18 protein-coding genes are annotated in these 18,651 nt (G+C 55.0%); 5 read left to right on the top strand and 13 right to left on the bottom strand.

Annotation, left to right across the window (positions count from 1 at the left end; translation table 11 throughout):
* Positions 1-155 precede the first annotated feature (155 nt).
* From atoD to V8L73_RS17580, 5 genes are all read left to right on the top strand, one after another.
* The gene (atoD, locus tag V8L73_RS17560; RefSeq protein WP_027275742.1) at positions 156-815 is read left to right on the top strand and encodes an acetate CoA-transferase subunit alpha; all 660 of its coding nucleotides are present in this window, start codon (positions 156-158) and stop codon (positions 813-815) included.
* Between the two features lie 2 nt (positions 816-817).
* Positions 818-1,483, top strand: a complete 666-nt coding sequence (locus V8L73_RS17565; protein WP_027275743.1) for a CoA transferase subunit B — start codon at positions 818-820, stop codon at positions 1,481-1,483.
* Entirely contained in the window at positions 1,480-2,802 is a 1,323-nt protein-coding gene (locus V8L73_RS17570; RefSeq protein WP_347253608.1) for a TIGR00366 family protein, read from the top strand. The genes V8L73_RS17565 and V8L73_RS17570 overlap by 4 nt, the downstream gene beginning before the upstream one ends.
* A 296-nt stretch (positions 2,803-3,098) precedes the next feature.
* A complete protein-coding gene (locus V8L73_RS17575) occupies positions 3,099-4,283 on the top strand; it encodes an acetyl-CoA C-acetyltransferase (protein WP_347253609.1) in 1,185 nt (394 codons plus the stop codon).
* 430 nt (positions 4,284-4,713) lie between these two features.
* Positions 4,714-6,375, top strand: a complete 1,662-nt coding sequence (locus V8L73_RS17580; protein ID WP_347253610.1) for a M14 family metallocarboxypeptidase — start codon at positions 4,714-4,716, stop codon at positions 6,373-6,375.
* 42 nt (positions 6,376-6,417) lie between these two features.
* Here the strand turns inward: V8L73_RS17580 and V8L73_RS17585 are convergent, their stop codons facing one another.
* From V8L73_RS17585 to V8L73_RS17645, 13 genes are all read right to left on the bottom strand, one after another.
* A complete protein-coding gene (locus V8L73_RS17585) occupies positions 6,418-6,714 on the bottom strand; it encodes a DUF2695 domain-containing protein (RefSeq protein WP_347253611.1) in 297 nt (98 codons plus the stop codon).
* 231 nt (positions 6,715-6,945) lie between these two features.
* A complete protein-coding gene (gene hypE, locus V8L73_RS17590) occupies positions 6,946-7,971 on the bottom strand; it encodes a hydrogenase expression/formation protein HypE (RefSeq protein ID WP_347253612.1) in 1,026 nt (341 codons plus the stop codon).
* A gap of 11 nt (positions 7,972-7,982) precedes the next feature.
* On the bottom strand, positions 7,983-9,089 hold the full coding sequence (hypD, locus tag V8L73_RS17595; RefSeq protein ID WP_027275748.1) for a hydrogenase formation protein HypD: 1,107 nt from the start codon (positions 9,087-9,089) through the stop codon (positions 7,983-7,985).
* The gene (gene hybG / locus V8L73_RS17600; RefSeq protein ID WP_027275749.1) at positions 9,073-9,369 is read right to left on the bottom strand and encodes a hydrogenase maturation factor HybG; all 297 of its coding nucleotides are present in this window, start codon (positions 9,367-9,369) and stop codon (positions 9,073-9,075) included. The genes hypD and hybG overlap by 17 nt, the downstream gene beginning before the upstream one ends.
* Positions 9,360-10,535 (bottom strand): hydrogenase nickel incorporation protein HypB, encoded by a 1,176-nt coding sequence (gene hypB / locus V8L73_RS17605; protein ID WP_347253613.1) that lies wholly within the window; start codon positions 10,533-10,535, stop codon positions 9,360-9,362. The genes hybG and hypB overlap by 10 nt, the downstream gene beginning before the upstream one ends.
* Before the next feature lie 241 nt (positions 10,536-10,776).
* The gene (gene hypA / locus V8L73_RS17610) at positions 10,777-11,118 is read right to left on the bottom strand and encodes a hydrogenase maturation nickel metallochaperone HypA (RefSeq protein WP_027275751.1); all 342 of its coding nucleotides are present in this window, start codon (positions 11,116-11,118) and stop codon (positions 10,777-10,779) included.
* Positions 11,111-11,602, bottom strand: coding sequence for a hydrogenase-2 assembly chaperone (gene hybE / locus V8L73_RS17615; protein WP_261832474.1), 492 nt, complete (start codon positions 11,600-11,602; stop codon positions 11,111-11,113). The genes hypA and hybE overlap by 8 nt, the downstream gene beginning before the upstream one ends.
* Before the next feature lie 2 nt (positions 11,603-11,604).
* Positions 11,605-12,090: a HyaD/HybD family hydrogenase maturation endopeptidase gene (locus V8L73_RS17620; protein WP_027275753.1), complete on the bottom strand. Its 486-nt coding sequence runs from the start codon at positions 12,088-12,090 to the stop codon at positions 11,605-11,607.
* Positions 12,090-13,793 (bottom strand): hydrogenase 2 large subunit, encoded by a 1,704-nt coding sequence (gene hybC, locus V8L73_RS17625; protein ID WP_027275754.1) that lies wholly within the window; start codon positions 13,791-13,793, stop codon positions 12,090-12,092. The genes V8L73_RS17620 and hybC overlap by 1 nt, the downstream gene beginning before the upstream one ends.
* Positions 13,790-14,968 (bottom strand): Ni/Fe-hydrogenase cytochrome b subunit, encoded by a 1,179-nt coding sequence (gene hybB / locus V8L73_RS17630; RefSeq protein ID WP_027275755.1) that lies wholly within the window; start codon positions 14,966-14,968, stop codon positions 13,790-13,792. Before hybB ends, hybC begins: the two co-directional genes overlap by 4 nt.
* Positions 14,958-15,941: a hydrogenase 2 operon protein HybA gene (gene hybA / locus V8L73_RS17635; RefSeq protein ID WP_027275756.1), complete on the bottom strand. Its 984-nt coding sequence runs from the start codon at positions 15,939-15,941 to the stop codon at positions 14,958-14,960. The genes hybB and hybA overlap by 11 nt, the downstream gene beginning before the upstream one ends.
* A 2-nt stretch (positions 15,942-15,943) precedes the next feature.
* Positions 15,944-17,062 (bottom strand): hydrogenase 2 small subunit, encoded by a 1,119-nt coding sequence (gene hybO, locus V8L73_RS17640; RefSeq protein WP_347253614.1) that lies wholly within the window; start codon positions 17,060-17,062, stop codon positions 15,944-15,946.
* 386 nt (positions 17,063-17,448) lie between these two features.
* Positions 17,449-18,420 (bottom strand): LacI family DNA-binding transcriptional regulator, encoded by a 972-nt coding sequence (locus V8L73_RS17645; RefSeq protein ID WP_347253615.1) that lies wholly within the window; start codon positions 18,418-18,420, stop codon positions 17,449-17,451.
* Between the last annotated feature and the right edge of the window lie 231 nt (positions 18,421-18,651).

The raw sequence follows: 18,651 nt of genomic DNA on the forward strand, positions 1-18,651 counted from the left end.
CGATTCAGCTACCGCTGCAAAGCCTGTTTAACTCTTTAATTATTAAAATGTTACCTGGACTTACGGTGAAAATCGCCCCGTAGGCATGCGGCTGGCACACCCCTTGCAATTCCTTATGCGAGCTCGTCCTCGGGCATCAACTATAAGGAATAATTATGAAAAACAAACAGATTGACATACAGCAAGCTGCTGAACACTTTCGTGATGGCATGACCATCATGGTTGGCGGTTTTATGGGTGTGGGAACACCGCCGCGTTTAGTCAAGGCTCTGCTCGACTCTGGCGTCAAAGACTTAACCCTTATTGCTAACGATACCGCATTTGTAGATACCGGCATCGGCCCTCTGGTCGTTAACGGCAGAGTAAAGAAAGTTATCGCCTCTCACATCGGCACCAACCCTGAAACCGGCAGACGCATGATCGCCGGCGAAATGGACGTCGAACTGGTTCCTCAAGGTACGCTGATTGAGCGCATCCGCTGCGGCGGCGCAGGTCTGGGCGGCTTCCTGACGCCGACCGGCGTGGGCACCGTCGTTGAAGAAGGCAAACAAAAGATTACTCAAAACGGCGTTGAATACCTGCTAGAACTTCCGCTGCGCGCCGACCTTGCGCTGGTTCAGTCTCACATTGCCGACAAGCAGGGCAACCTGGTTTATCAGCTGACCGCCCGCAACTTTAACCCGCTTATCGCTCTGGCGGCAGACGTCGTTATCGCTGAACCGGACGTTCAGGTCGAAGTTGGCGACATCGCCCCCGACGCCGTGATGACCCCCGGCGCCCTGATTGACTATATCGTTGCCCCCCAGGAGTGCTAATCATGAATGCTAAAGAACTTATCGCTCGCCGCGTAGCCCTTGAGCTACATGATGGAGACATCGTAAACCTGGGCATCGGCCTGCCGACGCAGGTGGTGAACTATCTGCCTCAGGACATCCACATCACGCTTCAGTCTGAAAACGGTTTTCTGGGCCTGGGCCCGGTCACCGAAGCGCATCCAAACCTGGTTAACGCCGGCGGCCAGCCCTGCGGCCTGCTTCCTGGCGCAGCCATGTTCGACAGCGCCTTCTCCTTTGCGCTGATCCGCGGCGGCCACGTTGACGCAAGCGTACTGGGCGGCCTGCAGGTCGACCAAAACGCAAACCTGGCCAACTGGATGGTACCGGGGAAAATGGTTCCGGGAATGGGCGGCGCAATGGACCTGGTTACCGGCGCCAAGCGCGTTATTATTGCGATGGAACACTGCGCTAAAGACGGTTCCTCCAAGATTTTAAAGCAGTGCACCCTGCCGCTGACGGCCAAAAACAAGGTCAGCATGATAGTGACCGAACTGGCCGTATTCGCCTTTGAAGGCGACAAGCTGGTGCTGAAAGAACGCGCGCCGGGCGTTTCTCTGGAAACTATCCGTGAGAAGACCGACGCAGATTACATTGTTGCAGCCAACGTGAAGGAAATGCCGATCGTTGTTGAGGAAGGTGTCGCATGATCGGTCGTATTTCCCGCTTCTTAACCGGATTTGTAAGCCGTTATCTGCCGGATCCGCTAATTTTCGCCATGCTGTTGACCATGCTGACGTTTGTCATCGCGCTGGCGCTGACGCCGCATACGCCTGTCGACATGGTGCAAATGTGGGGTAACGGCTTCTGGAACCTGCTCGGCTTCGGCATGCAGATGGCGCTGATTATCGTTACCGGCCACGCGCTGGCAAGCTCTGCGCCCGTCAAGCGCGTACTGCGCCTGACGGCCTCTGCGGCCAAAACGCCCGCTCAGGGCGTTATGCTGGTCACCTTCTTTGGTTCAGTTGCCTGCGTTATCAACTGGGGGTTTGGCCTGGTGGTTGGCGCCATGTTCGCTCGCGAAGTGGCTCGCCGCGTTAAGGGTTCAGACTATCCGCTGCTTATCGCCTGCGCCTACATCGGCTTTTTGACCTGGGGCGGCGGTCTTTCCGGCTCTATGCCCCTGCTGGCGGCGACGCCCGGCAACCCGGTTGAGCACATTGCCGGCCTGATCCCGGTTAGCCAGACTATCTTCACCGGCTACAACATCTTTATCACTCTGGCGCTTATCGTCATTATGCCTTTTGTCACCCGCATGATGATGCCAAAGCCCGGCGATGTTATTACCGTCGACCCTGCGCTGCTGCAAGAAGAAGCGGACTACCAGAAGAAGCTGCCTGCCGATGCGCCTGTCGCGGAGAAAATGGAAGAAAGCCGCATTATCGCCTTTATTATCGGCGCGCTCGGCATTGCCTATCTGGGCATGTACTTCTATGAGAAGGGCTTCAATATCACCATCAACACCGTCAACATGATGTTTATGATTGCCGGTATCTTGCTGCACAAGACGCCGATGGCCTATATGCGCGCCATTTCCGCTGCGGCAAGAAGCACTGCGGGCATTCTGGTGCAGTTCCCGTTCTATGCCGGTATCCAACTGATGATGGAACACTCCGGTCTGGGTGGGCTTATCACCGAGTTCTTCATCAACGTAGCCAACAAAGACACTTTCCCACTGATGACGTTCTTTAGCTCGGCGCTTATCAACTTTGCCGTTCCGTCAGGCGGCGGCCACTGGGTTATCCAGGGTCCGTTCGTTATGCCTGCCGCACAGGCGCTGGGCGCTGACCTGGGTAAATCCGCCATGGCTATCGCCTACGGTGAACAGTGGATGAACATGGCTCAGCCGTTCTGGGCTCTGCCGGCTCTGGCCATTGCGGGCCTGGGCGTTCGCGACATCATGGGCTACTGCGTTACCGCCCTGCTGTTCTCTGGTCTGATATTCGTTATCGGCCTTACGGTATTCTGATAACTACAACTTTGCTCTAAATAATTCGAGTTGCGGGACAAAACGCCTAAGGCGTTTTGAACAGCGCTAGCGCTGGCCCTGAAAGGGTGAACCCGTAGGGGTGAATCACGCGGCAAGAGAGTGAATCCCCAGGAGCTTACATAAGTAAGTGACTGGGGTGAACGACAAATCTGTCTGGAACAGATTTGAACGCCGTTTGCGGCGGCCCGCAAGGGCGAGGCCCATGGATGGGCCGAGTATTTACAGCCAACGCACTCGCAGCTTGAAGTATGACGAGCATATAAGGAATTTAAGTGATGAATAATATAGTCATCGTCAGCGCCGCTCGTACCGCCATCGGCAGCTTTAACGGCGCACTGTCCTCTGTCGCGGCCGTCGATCTGGGCGCTTTAACCATTCGCGAAGCCATTGCCCGTGCGGGGATTGGCGCTGAGCTGATTGAAGAAGTCGTCTTCGGCAACGTGCTGCAAGCGGGCCTGGGCCAAAACCCGGCACGTCAGGCGCTGCTGAAAAGCGGCATTGCCGAATCCGTCTGCGCTTACACCGTCAACAAGGTTTGCGGATCCGGCCTTAAGAGCGTAGCGCTGGCAGCTCAGTCCATCGCCGCAGGCGACGCGGAGATCGTGGTCGCTGGCGGGATGGAAAACATGAGTCAGGCGCCTTACCTGCTCGACAGCAAGGCCCGCTGGGGCTATCGCATGGGCGACGACAAGCTTGTGGACGTCATTTTGAAAGACGGTCTGATGTGCGCAACGCACGACTACCACATGGGTATCACCGCTGAGAACGTCGCTAAAGAATACGGCATCAGTCGCGAAGAGCAGGACGCTCTGGCGCTCTTCTCTCAGCAAAAGGCCGTTGCCGCCATCAATAGCGGTGCGTTTAAAGAAGAAATCGTGCCGGTAACGGTCAAAACCCGTAAAGGCGAGACCGTAGTTGATACCGACGAATTCCCTAAGGCGGACACCACGGCAGAAGGGCTGGCGAAGCTGCGTACGGCCTTCACCAAAGAGGGTACCGTTACCGCCGGTAACGCTTCAGGTATTAACGATGGCGCCGCGGCGCTGGTCGTGATGACGGAAAGCCGCGCCAAGGCGCTCGGCCTCAAGCCTTTGGCTCGTATCAAGAGCTATGCCAGCGGCGGCGTTGCGCCATCGCTGATGGGCATGGGTCCGGTGCCGGCAACGCAGAACGCGCTTAAAAAGGCGGGAATGCAGCTTTCGGACATTGACCTTATCGAAGCCAACGAAGCCTTCGCCGCCCAGTTCCTGGCCGTCGGCAAAGTGCTCGGGTTCGACCCGGCCAAAGTCAACGTCAACGGCGGCGCTATCGCGCTAGGCCATCCGATCGGCGCCAGCGGCGCGCGCATCCTCGTTACTCTGCTGCATGCGCTTAAAGCACACGATAAGACCTACGGGTTGGCGACGCTGTGCATCGGCGGCGGTCAGGGAACGGCGATGATCGTTGAACGTCTGAACTGATAGCCCCTTGTTGAGCCGCCGCACTGCGGCGGCTCTTTTATATTTCCTTTCGCAGCAGTTTACTGAATAAAGCACGCTCATCATAAACGGCAAACAGACGCCGCCTTTCACACTGGTTTATTCTCTCTTCGCGCTTCTCTGCTCTTTTTAATCGTAAAACCATGGTGTTATCGTCAATAAATACTACATCTCGGGCGCTATCGCGAAGGATCGGACAATTATCTAAAAATGTGATACACCTCCAATGCGCCACAAACATCCATATATTTGATGATGTAAACTAATAGTAACAAATGTTAGTTATTACAATAATTATCAGGCGCCTTACTTAACGATATCCAACTCGGCTTGGCGTCAATCGTTCAGGCTAAGCCGCCACCGTCAGGCTCGCTATTCATACAATAATACCGTTAACCCTTCAGGAGGCTGCATGCCGTTGTCCCCCCGTCGTTTTATTCTATCCGCACTGTTCCTTGCGTTGGCTAGCCCGATATCATCCGTTTACGCCAAGTTCGATCCCACAAAAGAGTTTCAGGAACCGCCAGCGGTAGCCGAGCGCTTCACAGAGCCCAAGGGCGTTCAGTTTGATACGCCCGCATTTAAAAAAGGGAAAGTCGACTTTACTTCGCAGAAGGAAATGGAGAATTTTATTGAGCGGCTGGCGCAGTCCTCTCCCCATCTGCGTGTTAAAACGCTCGGGCGTTCACAGCAGGGTCGAGCGATCCCTATGCTGGTTTTCTCCGCCGAACGGGCGGCCTCCGCGCAGACGCTGATGAAAAACGGCAAGCCGACGGTACTCATCGTTGCCCTACAGCACGGCAATGAGCCCGCTGCCGGTGAAGCGGCTCTGGCATACGCTAAAAGCCTGGCGGAAAATAAAGAAGGGGACGTTCTGTCTCGGATTAACGTGCTGATCATCCCGCGCGCGAATCCAGACGGCGCCGAGCACTTTACGCGCGACCTCGCCAACGGCGTCAACCTCAACCGCGATCACCTGCTTTTAGCCTCGCCGGAAAGCCGGGCAATAAATCAGCTAATGACTCAATATCAGCCTGACGTCGTTCTGGACGCCCATGAGTTCAGCGTCGCCGGGCGCTGGGTAAAGAAGTTTGACGCGGTGCAAGGGTACGATGCGCTAGTGCAGTACGCCACGACGACCAACCTCCCGGCTTCGCTCAGTGAAGCGATGAAGTCCACCTACAACGAAACCATCTTCGCCGCTTTCAAAGAAAACTCGCTGAACGCCTTCGTTTACTACACGACCAACCAGATTAACCTTGAGGATAAAACGCTCTCTATGGGCGGCGTCGGCGCTGACGCCATGCGCAACGTCGCCGGCCTGCGCAATTCAGTTTCCTTCCTGTTGGAAACGCGCGGCGTCGGCATAGGAAAGGCACACTTCGAGCGCAGGGTCTGGACGCAGTTCGTTGCCATGCGGGCCATGGTCAACGCGGCTGCCAAGCAGCCGGAACAGCTGCTGGCTCTGGGACGCGCCGTGCGCAATGAAGTCATTGAGGCCAGCGGTAAAGGCGAGCTCACCGTAAAGGGCAAGGCGGCTAAAGGTACGCAAGAAGTCACGCTGCTAGACGCCAAAACCGGCGAGCCCAAAACCTTTGACGCAGACTGGCGCTCCTCTTTAACGATTGAACCCGTACTGACCCGCCCTCGCCCCTATGGCTATCTTCTGCCGGTCAGCCAGAAAGCCGCAGCAAAAAAGCTGCGCGAACTGGGCATCGAGGTTTACGTCGTCAAGTCCGAACAGCGCGCGCCGGTTGAACGCTACGACATCGTTGAGCGCAAGGCAAACCGCAAGACCGACGTGACCGGCAAAATTGGAAAGACGGGCAACGAAATGGTGCAGGTCACGGCCAAACTGAGCGGCGAAGTGCTCACCGACATCGCAGGCTATTACTACGTGCCGATGAATCAGCCGCTGGCAAACCTGGCGGTCGCCGCGCTGGAACCGGAAACGCAGAGCAGCTTTGTCGCAAACGGCATCATCACGTTGCCAAAAGAGGGAACAAAAGGAGCTGACATAGTACCGCTATACCGCTTGACGCAGGATGCGCCAATGGTGGTTGAGCTGTTTTAAACCATTTAGGCCCGTCAGAACGACGGGCCTATCATTCCTGGGCTATTCAAACTTCTCTTCAACGTTAAAGAGAACTTCACAGTCGCAGTAGCCGCCGTTGTCATTAAGCCACGCGATGACGGCTTCTGCATTTTCTACACCGCGCTCTGCAAGAAGCCTCTTCGTCAGGGTAAGCGAGTGGTCGCATCCCTTTGTATCAACCTCGCGGTCCAAATAGTCAAACAGGAGCTGAAACAAGGGCCGAGTCATCGGTAAATCGGCTTCAAAAGCCTCCTGCTGTTGCTGCTTCCATGCGTTTTTCAACGCCCGCTGGTGGGCCTTCTCGTTATTCTTTGCCATGCGCTAATCATCCATTGATAAGAACGAAGTCCGATTCTGTACAGGTTATATACAGTTTAAATATTCACGCTCAACCAACGCCGGACGCTCTTGCCAACGCTTATAAAATCCATTTTATTCCTCTCACAGACGGCATGAACCGCTTCGTCTAAAAACAAAGGCTGAACGGGAGGTTTATCCGGTTCAGCCTTGGTAAAGGTCGTTTTTACAACGCTCTTAACGACCGTCTATTTAACAAATCCTCGGCAGCGGCTCGCTGTGTGGGAGGTCAAGCAGGCGGGTTGCGCCAAATATTCCGGTCAGCTGAACGCGCTTACTCTCGGTTACGGTGCCGATGGCGGCGGCGTCCTGCCCCAGAGGATGCGCTCTGAGCCGGGTCAGCGTTTCCTGTTCGGCCTCCGGCGAAACGACAATGACCAGCTTGCCTTCGTTAGCAAAGTTAAGCGGCTCCAGCCCCAGCAGTTCACACACGCCGCGCACGGCGTTTTTCACCGGCAGCGCGCCTTCGCTAATCGACATGCCGCAGCCGCTGGCGGCGGCGAACTCGTGCAGAATAGCGGTAACGCCGCCGCGCGTTGCGTCACGCAGGGCGCGAACGCCCGGTATATCGCGCAGCGGCGCAATCAGCGGCGTCAGCACCGCGCAGTCGCTCTTGAGTTCGGCCTCAAGCCCCAGCCCTTCGCGCAGGTTGAGGATCGTCGCGCCGTGGTCGCCCAGCGTACCGCTGACCAAAATGCGGTCACCGGGTTGGATATGCTGTGCGCCCCACTGAATGGCGGAAGAAATGGTGCCGATACCGGCCGTGTTGATAAACACCTTATCCGCCGCGCCGCGCTGCACGACTTTGGTATCGCCGGTGACAATCTCAACGCCCGCGTCGGCGGCCGTCTTCGCCATGGCGGTAACAATCTGCTCCAAATCTTTAAGCGGCAGCCCTTCTTCAAGAATAAACCCGCAGGAGAGATACTGCGGCACCGCGCCGCTCACCGCTACGTCGTTTACCGTACCGCACACCGCCAGCTTGCCGATGTTGCCGCCGGGAAAAAACAGCGGGTCGATGACGTAGCTGTCGGTGCTGAACGCCAGACGATCGCCCAGCGTGGTCAGCTTGGAAAGCGGAATGCGGGCCTGGTCTTCACGCTCATTGAGAGCCGCATTAGAAAACGCCTGCAAAAACAGGCTTTCAATCAGCTGCTGCATAGCCTGACCGCCGCTGCCGTGCGCCATAGTCACGACGTCTTTTTCACTAAATGACATGCTTAAACCCGTTACCGACGATATTGATAATAAGCCGCGCAGGCTCCTTCGGAAGAGACCATCAGCGCGCCAAACGCGTTTTGCGGCGTACAGCGAGTGCCGAACAGCGGGCAGTCGTTGGGCTTACAGCGCCCGGTCAGCACGTCGCCGCAGCGCGCCTGAGGATCGTCCGCCACCTTATGTTCCTGAGTATTAAAACGCAGCTCGGCGTCAAATTCGCGATAGGCCGACGTCAAACGCACGCCTGAACCGGCGATTTCGCCCAACCCGCGCCATTCGCTGCTTTCTTTCAGTTCGAAAACTTCGTCCAGCGCCTTTTGAGCAAGGGTATTACCCTGAGCGGGAACGATCCGCTTGTACTGGTTTTCAACTTCGCAGCGTCCGTCTTTGAGCTGTTCCACCAGCATCGCCAGCGCCTGCAGGATGTCGAGCGGCTCAAAACCGGTCACCACCAGCGGCTTGTGGAAATCCTCAGTGATAAAGCCGTAGGGCGTGGTTCCTATCACCATGCTGACGTGGCCCGGCGCCAAAAAGCCGTCAATGCGTACGTCAGGCTGCTCAAGCAGGCTTCTCAGCGTAGGGATAATGGTGATGTGCTGGCAGAAAATGGAAAAGTTGTTCAACCCGCGTCGCTTCGCCTGCTGTAGCGTGATCGCCGTGCTCGGCATGGTGGTTTCAAACCCGAGGCCGAAAAACACCACCTGCTTGCCAGGGTTCTGCTCAGCAAAGGTTAAGGCGTCCAGAGGCGAATAGACGATGCGCACGTCGGCGCCTCTTCGCTTGGCATCGAGCAGCGAACCCTTGCGCCCCGGCACGCGCATGGCGTCGCCGTAAGTACAGAAAATAACGTCAGGCCGTTCGGCAATCTCGATACAGCCGTCGATCCGCCCCATCGGCAGCACGCACACCGGGCAGCCGGGACCGTGAACAAACTCGATTTCCGGCGGCAGAAGTTGGTCGATGCCAAACTTATAAATCGCGTGCGTATGGCCGCCGCAGACTTCCATTAATTGCAGCGGGCGCTGCTTCGCCCACTCAATCTGTGAAACGGTGCGTGCTATGCGCGCCAGCAGCGCCTTAGCCAGCTCCGGGTCGCGAAACTCATCGACGTACTGCATCATCCGCTCCGGCATTGATGCCAAGGAAGTCGCCGACCTCGTGCTCCAACGCGCTCATCGCCGTCAGGGCTTCAATCGTCGCCTGGGCCTCTTCTTCGTCGATGATGCTCATCGCAAAGCCGACGTGAACCAAAACCCACTGACCGAGAAGATCGGCGGGTTCCCCTTCACAGATAAGGCCAATGTTGACGTCGCGCTTTACGCCGCAAACGTCAACCTGCGCCAGTTGATGGATATCGTTTCCTACGGCAACGATTTGGCCGGGTACGCCTAAGCACATTGTTGACTCTCCAACCACGACAGCCAGGCGTCCATACCCTCACCGCTGGTCGCGGATACTTTAATAACCAAAATTTCAGGATTAACCCTGCGTGCGTTGGCGATACAGGCGTCAACGTCAAAGCTCAGGTAAGGCAGCAGGTCAATCTTATTAAGCAGCATCACCTTCGACGCTGCGAACATGTGAGGATACTTCAGCGGCTTATCTTCTCCTTCCGTCACGGAAAGCACCGCAACCTTGGCGCGCTCGCCCAGATCGAAGCTGGCCGGGCAAACCAGATTACCCACGTTTTCAATAAACAGCACGCTGTCCTTCTGTAAAGACAGGCGAGCCGCGGCGTCCTGCACCATTTGCGCATCCAGATGACAGCCTTTACCGGTATTCACCTGAATCGCCGGTACGCCGGTGGCGCGAATGCGCTCGGCGTCATTCGTAGTCTGCTGGTCGCCTTCAATCACCGCGCAGGGGACTTTTTCACGCAGGCGCAGCAGCGTTTCGGTCAACAGCGTCGTCTTGCCGGAACCGGGGCTTGAAACCAGATTCAGCGCCAAAACGTGCAGCTCGGTAAAGTAGGCGCGGTTGTGCTCGGCCAAATGGTTATTTTTGCTCAACACGTCCATTTCGATTTGCAGCATGCGCTTCTGGTTCATACCCGGCGCGTGAGTTCCCGCTTCGCCGTGACCATAGTCCAAATCGTTGTTCACTTCGCGCGGCGCAAAGTCTTCTTCAGGCTGCTCTGAGGATTCGTTTTCCATCTCGAGCTCAAACTCAACGTCGCCCATCTTGTTGGCGATCGCGGTATGCACGTGATGATGCACGTCACCCTGATGGTGATAGTGGTGATGAATAATCACCGTGCGCGACAGAGGACCGTCATGGTCATGGGAATGGCGATGGCCGTGCCCATGGGTATGATGGTGACCGTGGCCGTGAGAATGGTGATGATCATGACCGTGCTCGTGGTGGTGATCGTGCTCATGAGCATGATGGTGGTCATGGCCGTGCTCGTGGTGGTGATCGTGCTCATGAGCATGATGGTGGCCATGGCCGTGCTCGTGGTGGTGATCGTGTCCGTGAGCGTGATGGTCTCCGTGCTCATGGTGATGGGCGCGATCGTCGCCTTCAATTCGCCGCTCGCCGGCGGCGCATCCGCAGGTAGTACACATAAAGTCTCCCTCGGGAAATATCCCGTCACGGTTTTGGAGGCCAGGCCGCACACGCCCCTGAATCGATAGGCGGGAATGACGGTCAAAGCCTAAGTGTAGAGCCTATTTCATTAGGCGCTATCGTTGCCGCTAGTTTGAGCTCGGCCGACGTGCAAAACCGAAACGTACGTGCAGTACGCGAGGATGAGTGAGCGCTGCCGGGGTCAAAATAGCAAATAAAATAGCCTAATGAGGTAGGCTCTTATTCAACTTCGATTTCTTTAATCTGTAGTGTATCACCGTTATCGACGCGGAGTCGAAAGCCTTGGCAGTGAGGACACTGCGCTTCGTGGCTGGTGATTTCCACTTCTCGGCTACAGTCCCAGCACCAGGCCTGCGCCGCTTTATGAATGATGTGCAGCTGACTGCCTTCCGCTACCGTACCGCGACAGGCAACGTCGAAACCGAAGCGCAGCGCGCCTTCTTCAACGCAGGAAAGCGCGCCGACTTCCAGCCAGACGCCGGTGACGCGCTTAACGCCGTGTTGAAGAGCCTGTTGCGAAATGATGTCAACGGTGCTCTGGCAGAGGGACAGCTCATGCATCGCCGCTGTTCCTGCGGCCCAGCAGCAGAGCTCGGCGGGCTAACTGGGTCGGCGCATCGGGATCGCTGACCGGCAGAGACAGCAGCATCCGCACGCAGTCGTTCGCCAGCTGAACGCCCTGCTCTGGCTGGAGCGTTCTATCCAGCGGAGACATCAGTGAGCAGGTCAGATATTGGGAAACGCCTTCCAGCTCGCCGACAGTAAACGTCATGGTGCCATAGGGCATCGTCAGCCCAATTTTTTCGCTGATCTTACGCTTTGGCCAAACCTGATTGGGGCCGGGAAAAATTAGTGCGCTGAGCATCCAGGGCGTGACGACGCTGCCAACCCACTGTCCTTCAAACAGGGTAAAGTCGGAAACATGGACCGGCATGTTGGGATGAAGGAAAGAAAGATCGTGCATCGACCGTTCGGCAATCGCCTCAAAGGCGGCCTGAACCAGCGGCGTAGGGCTTTTTTCGTAACCTAAAATCTCGTCGGACATTCTTACTGCTCCTTGGGAATCGCTTCCACGCCGGACTCACGTAAAGCGGCGAGCACTTCCTGCAGGGCAGGTTCAACCATCGCTTCAATCGTCGCCGTCATGCCAATATGCGGCTCAAGAGACTCCGGGATCACGCCGACAAGCGTCAGCTTACGGGGGAATTCCCCCGTAAAGCGGAGGGCCGACAGAACGTCGGCCAGGCCTAACTGATGCGGTGAGATCTTATTAGTAAAAAGCGTCGGAACTTCTTCGTCGCGTAGGATCATAATCGTTCCCGGCGTACGCTTCTTGGAAACCACGGCATCGGCAATGATCAGGTGATCCCGGTCAGCCATCACTTCCAACAGCTCCATTCCGGCGGTACCGCCGTCAAGAACTTCCACGTATTCCGGCAGGTCGTAGCGCTGCTCAAGCGCCTCAACGATACGAACCCCAATCGCTTCGTCGGTCAACAGCACGTTGCCGACGCCTAATACTAATATCCGCATTAAAGAACCTTAACTGTAACTACATCGTTGCCATCAGCATCAACTACGTGCACCGCACAAGCCATGCAAGGGTCGAAGGAGTGAATGGTACGAACCACTTCCAGCGGCTTCGCCGGATCGGCGATCGGCGTTCCGATCAGCGACTGCTCGTACGGCCCGATTTCACCGTTCGCGTTACGCGGAGCGGAGTTCCAGGTCGTCGGTACAACCGCCTGATAGTTGGCAATCTTGCCGCCCTTAATGACCATCCAGTGAGACAGCATACCGCGCGGAGCCTCCAGGAAGCCAACGCCTTTGTACTCAACGTTAGGATCGATGTTCGGCTTAACAAAGGTCACGTGGTCGCCGGTACCGATGTTGGTGATAAGCGCATTGAACTGATCCTGCAGCACTTGCTGCAGCTCACAGGCGTGAACGGTACGGCCAACGACGCGGCCCAGCGTAGAGTGAAGGTCGTCAATGCCGATAGTCTTACCGGTTAGTTTAGTATACAGCGCGCCGATTTCCTCAAGCTTGGTCTTGGTCGCTTCGTGACCCGCGGCCAGCTTACACAGCATGTTGGCCAAAGGACCCACTTCAACGGCCTTGCCGTAGAACGTCGGAGACTTAACCCAGGAGTATTTGCCGTCAGCGTCCCAACCGGTGTAGTTAGGAATCGTGGTGCCTTCCCACGGCGCCTGCGGCTCTTCGTCCTTATACCATGCGTGCTTAGCGCTCTCTTCGATGCCCTTGATCAGGTACTCATCGGACTGAGAGTCGATGCGGCGGAACGTAGACAGATCGCTGTTGGTGATATAACCGCCCGGGAACAGGAAGCTGCCGTTTTTGCGATCGGTCGGGAATTCCGGCGTGCTCAGGTAGTTTACCGAGCCCTTGCCCAGCGCCAGCCACTCTGGATAGAAGGCGGCGATAACGGCGGTATCCACTTTGTACACCTGTTCAACGAAGTCGCTTAAGCGATCGATGAAGGACTTGATGTACATCAGGCGCTCAAGGTTCAGCGTGCCCAGGCCGTCCAGGTTAATCGGGTTGGCAACGCCGCCAACGGCCAGGTTCTGGATGTGCGGAGTTTTGCCGCCCAGCAGAGCTACAACGCGGTTAGCGTCACGCTGGCATTCCAACGCCTGCAGGTAGTGCGCTACTGCTATCAGGTTCACTTCAGGCGGCAGCTTCATCGCCGGGTGACCCCAGTAGCCGTTGGCGAAAATGCCAAGCTGACCGCTGGCGACCAGGCTCTTAATCTTGTTCTGCACCTTGGTGAACTCTTCGGCGCTGTTTTGGTGCCAGCTAGACACGCCCTTCAGCAGCGCTTCCGCTTTGGCCGGATCGGCCTTCAGCGCAGAAGTGATGTCCACCCAGTCCAGCGCGGACAGCTGATAGAAGTGAACGATGTGGTCGTGCGTAGTGTGCGCGGCCAGAATGATGTTACGGATGTACTGCGCGTTAAGCGGCACGTCGATTTTCAGTGCGCTTTCAGCGGCGCGAACGGAAGCCAGCGCGTGGGTAGTCGTACATACGCCGCAAATGCGCTGCACGATCATCCAGGCGTCGCGAGGATCCTTATCCTTCACGATCTCTTCCATACCGCGCCACATGGTTGCTGACGCCCAGGCTTTGGAGACAACTCCATTCTCAATTTCGCAGTCAATGCGTAAGTGACCTTCGATACGAGTTACCGGGTCAATAGTGATTCGTTGGCTCATGCTTTACTCGCCTCTTGATGCTTATTAACTTGTTTTTTTAACGGTGGAAGAATCGGCAGTAGACGAATGAGTAAGATATAGGCACATATCTCAATAGCCACAAAGCCAATTGTAATTAACAGCTCTTCCCATCTCGGGAAATAGTGATAACCGCCACCCGGATTGAAGGCAACCAGCGAGTAGGACATACGCCACATCGCACAGCCCAACAGCATACTCAACGCGCCGATAAACAGCATACGAGAGTCGTTGCGCATTTTAGGAATGCGGAACACTACCAGAGGGAACGCCAACAGCAGGATTTCTATCCAGAACATCACAGAGTAGAAATCACCCGCGAACGCGTAGGAAAGCTTATCGTGATAGATAATCTCACCGAAGCGAGCTACCAGGAACAGCAACAGGAAGACGCTGAGCGTTCCAATAAGCTTGTTAAACAGGTGCTTCTCTTCAGGCCCGTTGCCTTTCAGCCCGGCCTGTACCAAGGAACCTTCGAAAATGACGATCGAGAAGCCCATGATAAACGCCGTAAACAGAGAGAACAGCGGCAGCATTTCGTAGCTTTGCCACAGCGGATGCACTTTGTTACCGGCTGCGATCATCAGTGAACCCATTGATGACTGGTGCATGGTCGGCAGCAGCGCGCCCAGCGCGATGATAAAGAACATCACCTTGTTGATACGCTTAAGCGAAACCTTCCACCCCAGGCGCTCAAACAGCGCAGGGGCAAACTCCAGCGCCATCACGCCGATGTAGATGGTCATACACACCGCCGTTTCAAACAGCACCGAGTTCACGTTAAAGTGCCCCGGAATGTAGAAGTACGGCAGGTTCCAGTAACGGCCTACGTCAATGGTGATGGACAGACCGCCCAGCGAGTAGCCGAACAGGCTGGCCAACAGCGCAGGACGAACCAGCGGGTGATATTCGCCTTTATTAAAGACATAGACCGCCCAGGCCAGCGCCCAGCCACCGCAGGCAAAGCCGGTGCCGATCAAAAGGTCAAAGGCAATCCAGATACCCCAGGGATAGCCGCCGTTCAGGTCGGATACCGAGCCCAGGCCCAAAACCAAACGCTTGACGATGAAGATCAGGCACAGGATAACCAGCGGCCCGAAAATCAAGACAGGTTTGCTGATGAGTTTCCCGCCCAGCGGTTTAGGATCATGACTCATGATCGTCTCCTCCTTCGTGATGGTCGTTCTTGGTGTTGCGACGAACCAGCACGGTCAAGCCCGCTAAAACGGCCAACGGCAACATCATGCCCTTATACACCGTATGTTGGATGTGTTCAGAACGCGCCCCGGTAGAGAGGTCAGCCAGCTCCGGCAAATCCAGGTTCTTGTAAGGAACGCCGGTCAATACCAGAACCTGCGTACCGCCACCTTCATGCTCACCGTACAGGTGCGGATAGTACTTCGGCACCGTATGCAGATAGGGGTCATTTGAATGCACGGTTTGACGCGGATAGTGGTACTCCGAGCCTGGCTTGAGCTCAAGGCGCTTTTTGGCTTCAGCCAGCAGATCTTCGCGAGTGCCGAAAATCACCGCACCGGCAGGGCAGACTTCAACGCAGCCCGGTAGACCGCCTTTGTCCAGGCGCTCAACGCCCTTCTGGTTGCACAGCTCGCACTTGTGCAGTTTGCCAAACGGGTTGTTATAGTCGTACTTCGGCACGTTGTAAGGACAGCCGACCATGCAGTAACGGCAGCCGGTACAGACGTCTGCGTCATAGTGAACTATGCCGGTTTTCGGATCCTTTTTCAGCGCGGAAACCGGACATACGGAAACGCAGTTCGGATCGACGCAGTGCATACACTGCTTCTTGATGTAGGCGTAGCCGTCGACTTCCTGATCCTTATGTTCACCGTTACCACTGCTCCATACCTGAATAATGTTGTTGGTATAAGGAGAGAGCTTGTCGTTATTCGACCACGTTTGCGGCCCTTCCGGATTGCGCGCGGGGAAGTTGATGTCCTGACACTTGGTAACGCAGGCCTGACAGCCTACGCACAGCGTTGAGTCATAGAGCATTCCCAGCGAACCCGGAATCGGCGGGCGGTTTTCCGCTGCGGCAAAGCTGGTAGAAGTACTTCCCGCCAGCAGCGCACCGCCTGATGCGATTTTTAAAAAGTTGCGTCTATTCACGGTTATTCTCCCCGTGAGCCAGCATCATCTTTCTTTTGCTGACGTCCAAGTTCACGAACCGTCATTACGCTCACGCCGGCAACTACCCCGACAACGCCGCCGAGAAGACCGATGGCCGTAGGCGAAATGCTGCCGCCTTCTTTGCTGTTCACGTCTGGCTTGGCATAGCGCGGCGTTGGGTTTTCAACGTTAGCCAACTGGTGGATCCCTTTATGGAAACCGACGCCCTCTTCGTTACAGCCGTAGCACGGATGGCCGATAGCCACTGGCCAAACGCCGCCCACGTCGCAAAACTGCAGCGTTGAACAGTTACCGTAAGTTTCCGGCCCCTTACAGCCTAAGTGATACAGGCACCAGCCTTCGCGATGACCATCATCGCCGAACTCTTTGGCAAAGCGGCCCGCGTCAAAGTGGGGACGACGCTCACAGTGTTCGTGGATCAGGCGACCATAGGCAAAGGTCGGACGGTTTTTCGCATCAAGCTTGGGCGCTTTACCGAACGTAATGACGTGGGCAACGGTCGCCAGGAAGTTATGCGGGTTAGGCGGACAACCTGGAATATTGATAACGGTTTTGCCCGGCAGAACTTCCTGCAGGCCAACGGCGCCAGTCGGGTTGCTGCCCGCCGCGGCCACGCCGCCCCATGCGGAGCAGGAGCCGATGGCAATGATTGCCGCAGCGCCTTCAGCCGCCTTGCGGATGTGATCGATGATAGGCTCACCGGCAACCATGCAGTAAATACCGTTGTCTTTTAACGGAATAGAACCATCCACAACTAAAACGTACTGGCCTTTGTATTTCTCAATGGCATTGTGCTTATTCTCTTCCACTTGATGACCGAACGCAGCGGACAACACCTCATGGTACTCAAGAGAAATGGTTTCCAGCACCAGGTTCTCAACGGTAGGGTGAGTCGCGCGCAGCAGTGATTCTGTACATCCAGTACACTCCTGCGCCCCGATCCAGATGACCGGCGGGCGTTGCGGGTTACTAACCGATTCCGCAATTTCTGCGGCTGCGTTCGCGCTCAGTCCCATGGTGGCGGCCAACGCGGTACACAGCTTCATAAAATCACGGCGATTAATACCGTGGGAAGGAAGAAGAGCGTTATCTTCTATCATTATAGTTATTCCTTTACGGTGACTAACGACATTGTTCATTCATGAATGAGGATATGGTGGGCAGATGTTAAGTCCGTGTAGCCGACGACTCTTGATAAAGATCAAGAGCTATGGAATAACAGTCTAGTTTTTCATTGATATGTGACTAAAAACGATTCAGCCGCAGAATATTTCAAACAAATACTTAACAACATATCAATAAAAAATAACAACAACCCACAATATATAACCACGGAAATATTATACCGTAGGCCAACATCCCTGATTCTTGATATCGATCAGGAAGCGTCAGAGCGGGAAAAAATAATAAGTAACAAAATATAAATGGATTATAAAATAAGCGGAATATCGTTATTCTATTAAAGAAAAATGTAAGTAAAAAAAACTTATTTTATTTTTGACGAGTCCCTGACGATTAAAGAAACAGGAAGCGTTGTAATAATTTCCATCTCGCTATCGGCGCTTTCCCCTTTTGAGTAAAATTCCATTTGTGACAATAGCTTATTAGCCGCACAAGCTCCCATCTTCTGTCTGGGAATCGAAATACTAGATAAGGATACATTTAAACTTTCAAGTAAATCAATATCCGAAAAACCGACAACAGAAATATCTTCCGGTACTCTTAAATTATGGTGATAGCAATAGTTTAGAACGCCCAATGCGGTTTCATCATTAACAACAAATAACGATACAGGTAATTTATAGTTCTTTAGAATTTCCGGCATCATGGCATAGCCGTCCTCTGCCCGAAGCTTTTCTACAAAAAAAACGCTGTGCTGTGGATTAAAGTTCTTATCCGCCTTTTTCATCGCATCGCAGTACCCCTGATAGCGATGCTCAATGCCCGACTTCGCCGCGATCGGGCCTGCGATGTGCAGCACTGGGCGATGAGGGATCGATAGTAAATGCTCCGTCGCCATCCTTGCTCCCACGGCGTTATCTGCAACCACGGCGGGAAACAGTTCATCCATCGCATGGCTTATCAGCACCAGAGGGATATTGTAGCGAGACGTGAGCTCCGTCAGGTGGGAGGTCTCCTTAGAGCACGGCAAAATGATAATACCGTCAACGCCCAACTGCGCCAGCTTTCTTACCTGCTCTTGCTCCTTTTCCAAATCATCCCGGGTTTGAGATACCCAGTAGGAGAAGTCGATCCTGTTAGTTACCTCTTCCATGCCGGTAAAAAAGTCGCGGAAAAAGGGGTTGTTAAAGTAGTTAATCACCACGCCAAACGCCCGCGTGTGGCTCCCTCGCAGCGAGCGAGCCCCTGCGTTAGGCACGTAGCCCAGCTCGGCGGCGACGCGCTTTATCTCTTCCCTGCGGGCAGGCGTTAAAGAACCCCGATTGTTCAGCGCCATAGAAACCGCCGTAGCGGAAACGCCCACGATTTTGGCAATGTCTTTTACCGTAATGCGACGGCTGCGTTTCTCACTCATGGCTGGCTCTGGGTCGTCATAAAAAATGGCAGGCGGCTAGTATACGGTAATCTGCGTATTGCTTCATCCACCGATAGCTACTGCAAAACAAAATATATTGAATTGATTTATATAGATAAAAATGAATAGTTTGTTAAGGGGATCACAAACCCT

This window comes from Leminorella grimontii, assembly GCF_039789245.1.
Classification (GTDB): Bacteria; Pseudomonadota; Gammaproteobacteria; order Enterobacterales; family Enterobacteriaceae; genus Leminorella; species Leminorella grimontii.

Coding starts and splice junctions, on each gene's coding strand:
- atoD (WP_027275742.1), top strand. CDS start 156: ATGAAAAACAAACAGATTGACATACAGCAAGCTGCTGAACACTTTCGT.
- V8L73_RS17565 (WP_027275743.1), top strand. CDS start 818: ATGAATGCTAAAGAACTTATCGCTCGCCGCGTAGCCCTTGAGCTACAT.
- V8L73_RS17570 (WP_347253608.1), top strand. CDS start 1,480: ATGATCGGTCGTATTTCCCGCTTCTTAACCGGATTTGTAAGCCGTTAT.
- V8L73_RS17575 (WP_347253609.1), top strand. CDS start 3,099: ATGAATAATATAGTCATCGTCAGCGCCGCTCGTACCGCCATCGGCAGC.
- V8L73_RS17580 (WP_347253610.1), top strand. CDS start 4,714: ATGCCGTTGTCCCCCCGTCGTTTTATTCTATCCGCACTGTTCCTTGCG.
- V8L73_RS17585 (WP_347253611.1), bottom strand. CDS start 6,714: ATGGCAAAGAATAACGAGAAGGCCCACCAGCGGGCGTTGAAAAACGCA.
- hypE (WP_347253612.1), bottom strand. CDS start 7,971: ATGTCATTTAGTGAAAAAGACGTCGTGACTATGGCGCACGGCAGCGGC.
- hypD (WP_027275748.1), bottom strand. CDS start 9,089: ATGCAGTACGTCGATGAGTTTCGCGACCCGGAGCTGGCTAAGGCGCTG.
- hybG (WP_027275749.1), bottom strand. CDS start 9,369: ATGTGCTTAGGCGTACCCGGCCAAATCGTTGCCGTAGGAAACGATATC.
- hypB (WP_347253613.1), bottom strand. CDS start 10,535: ATGTGTACTACCTGCGGATGCGCCGCCGGCGAGCGGCGAATTGAAGGC.
- hypA (WP_027275751.1), bottom strand. CDS start 11,118: ATGCATGAGCTGTCCCTCTGCCAGAGCACCGTTGACATCATTTCGCAA.
- hybE (WP_261832474.1), bottom strand. CDS start 11,602: ATGTCCGACGAGATTTTAGGTTACGAAAAAAGCCCTACGCCGCTGGTT.
- V8L73_RS17620 (WP_027275753.1), bottom strand. CDS start 12,090: ATGCGGATATTAGTATTAGGCGTCGGCAACGTGCTGTTGACCGACGAA.
- hybC (WP_027275754.1), bottom strand. CDS start 13,793: ATGAGCCAACGAATCACTATTGACCCGGTAACTCGTATCGAAGGTCAC.
- hybB (WP_027275755.1), bottom strand. CDS start 14,968: ATGAGTCATGATCCTAAACCGCTGGGCGGGAAACTCATCAGCAAACCT.
- hybO (WP_347253614.1), bottom strand. CDS start 17,062: ATGATAGAAGATAACGCTCTTCTTCCTTCCCACGGTATTAATCGCCGT.
- V8L73_RS17645 (WP_347253615.1), bottom strand. CDS start 18,420: ATGGCGCTGAACAATCGGGGTTCTTTAACGCCTGCCCGCAGGGAAGAG.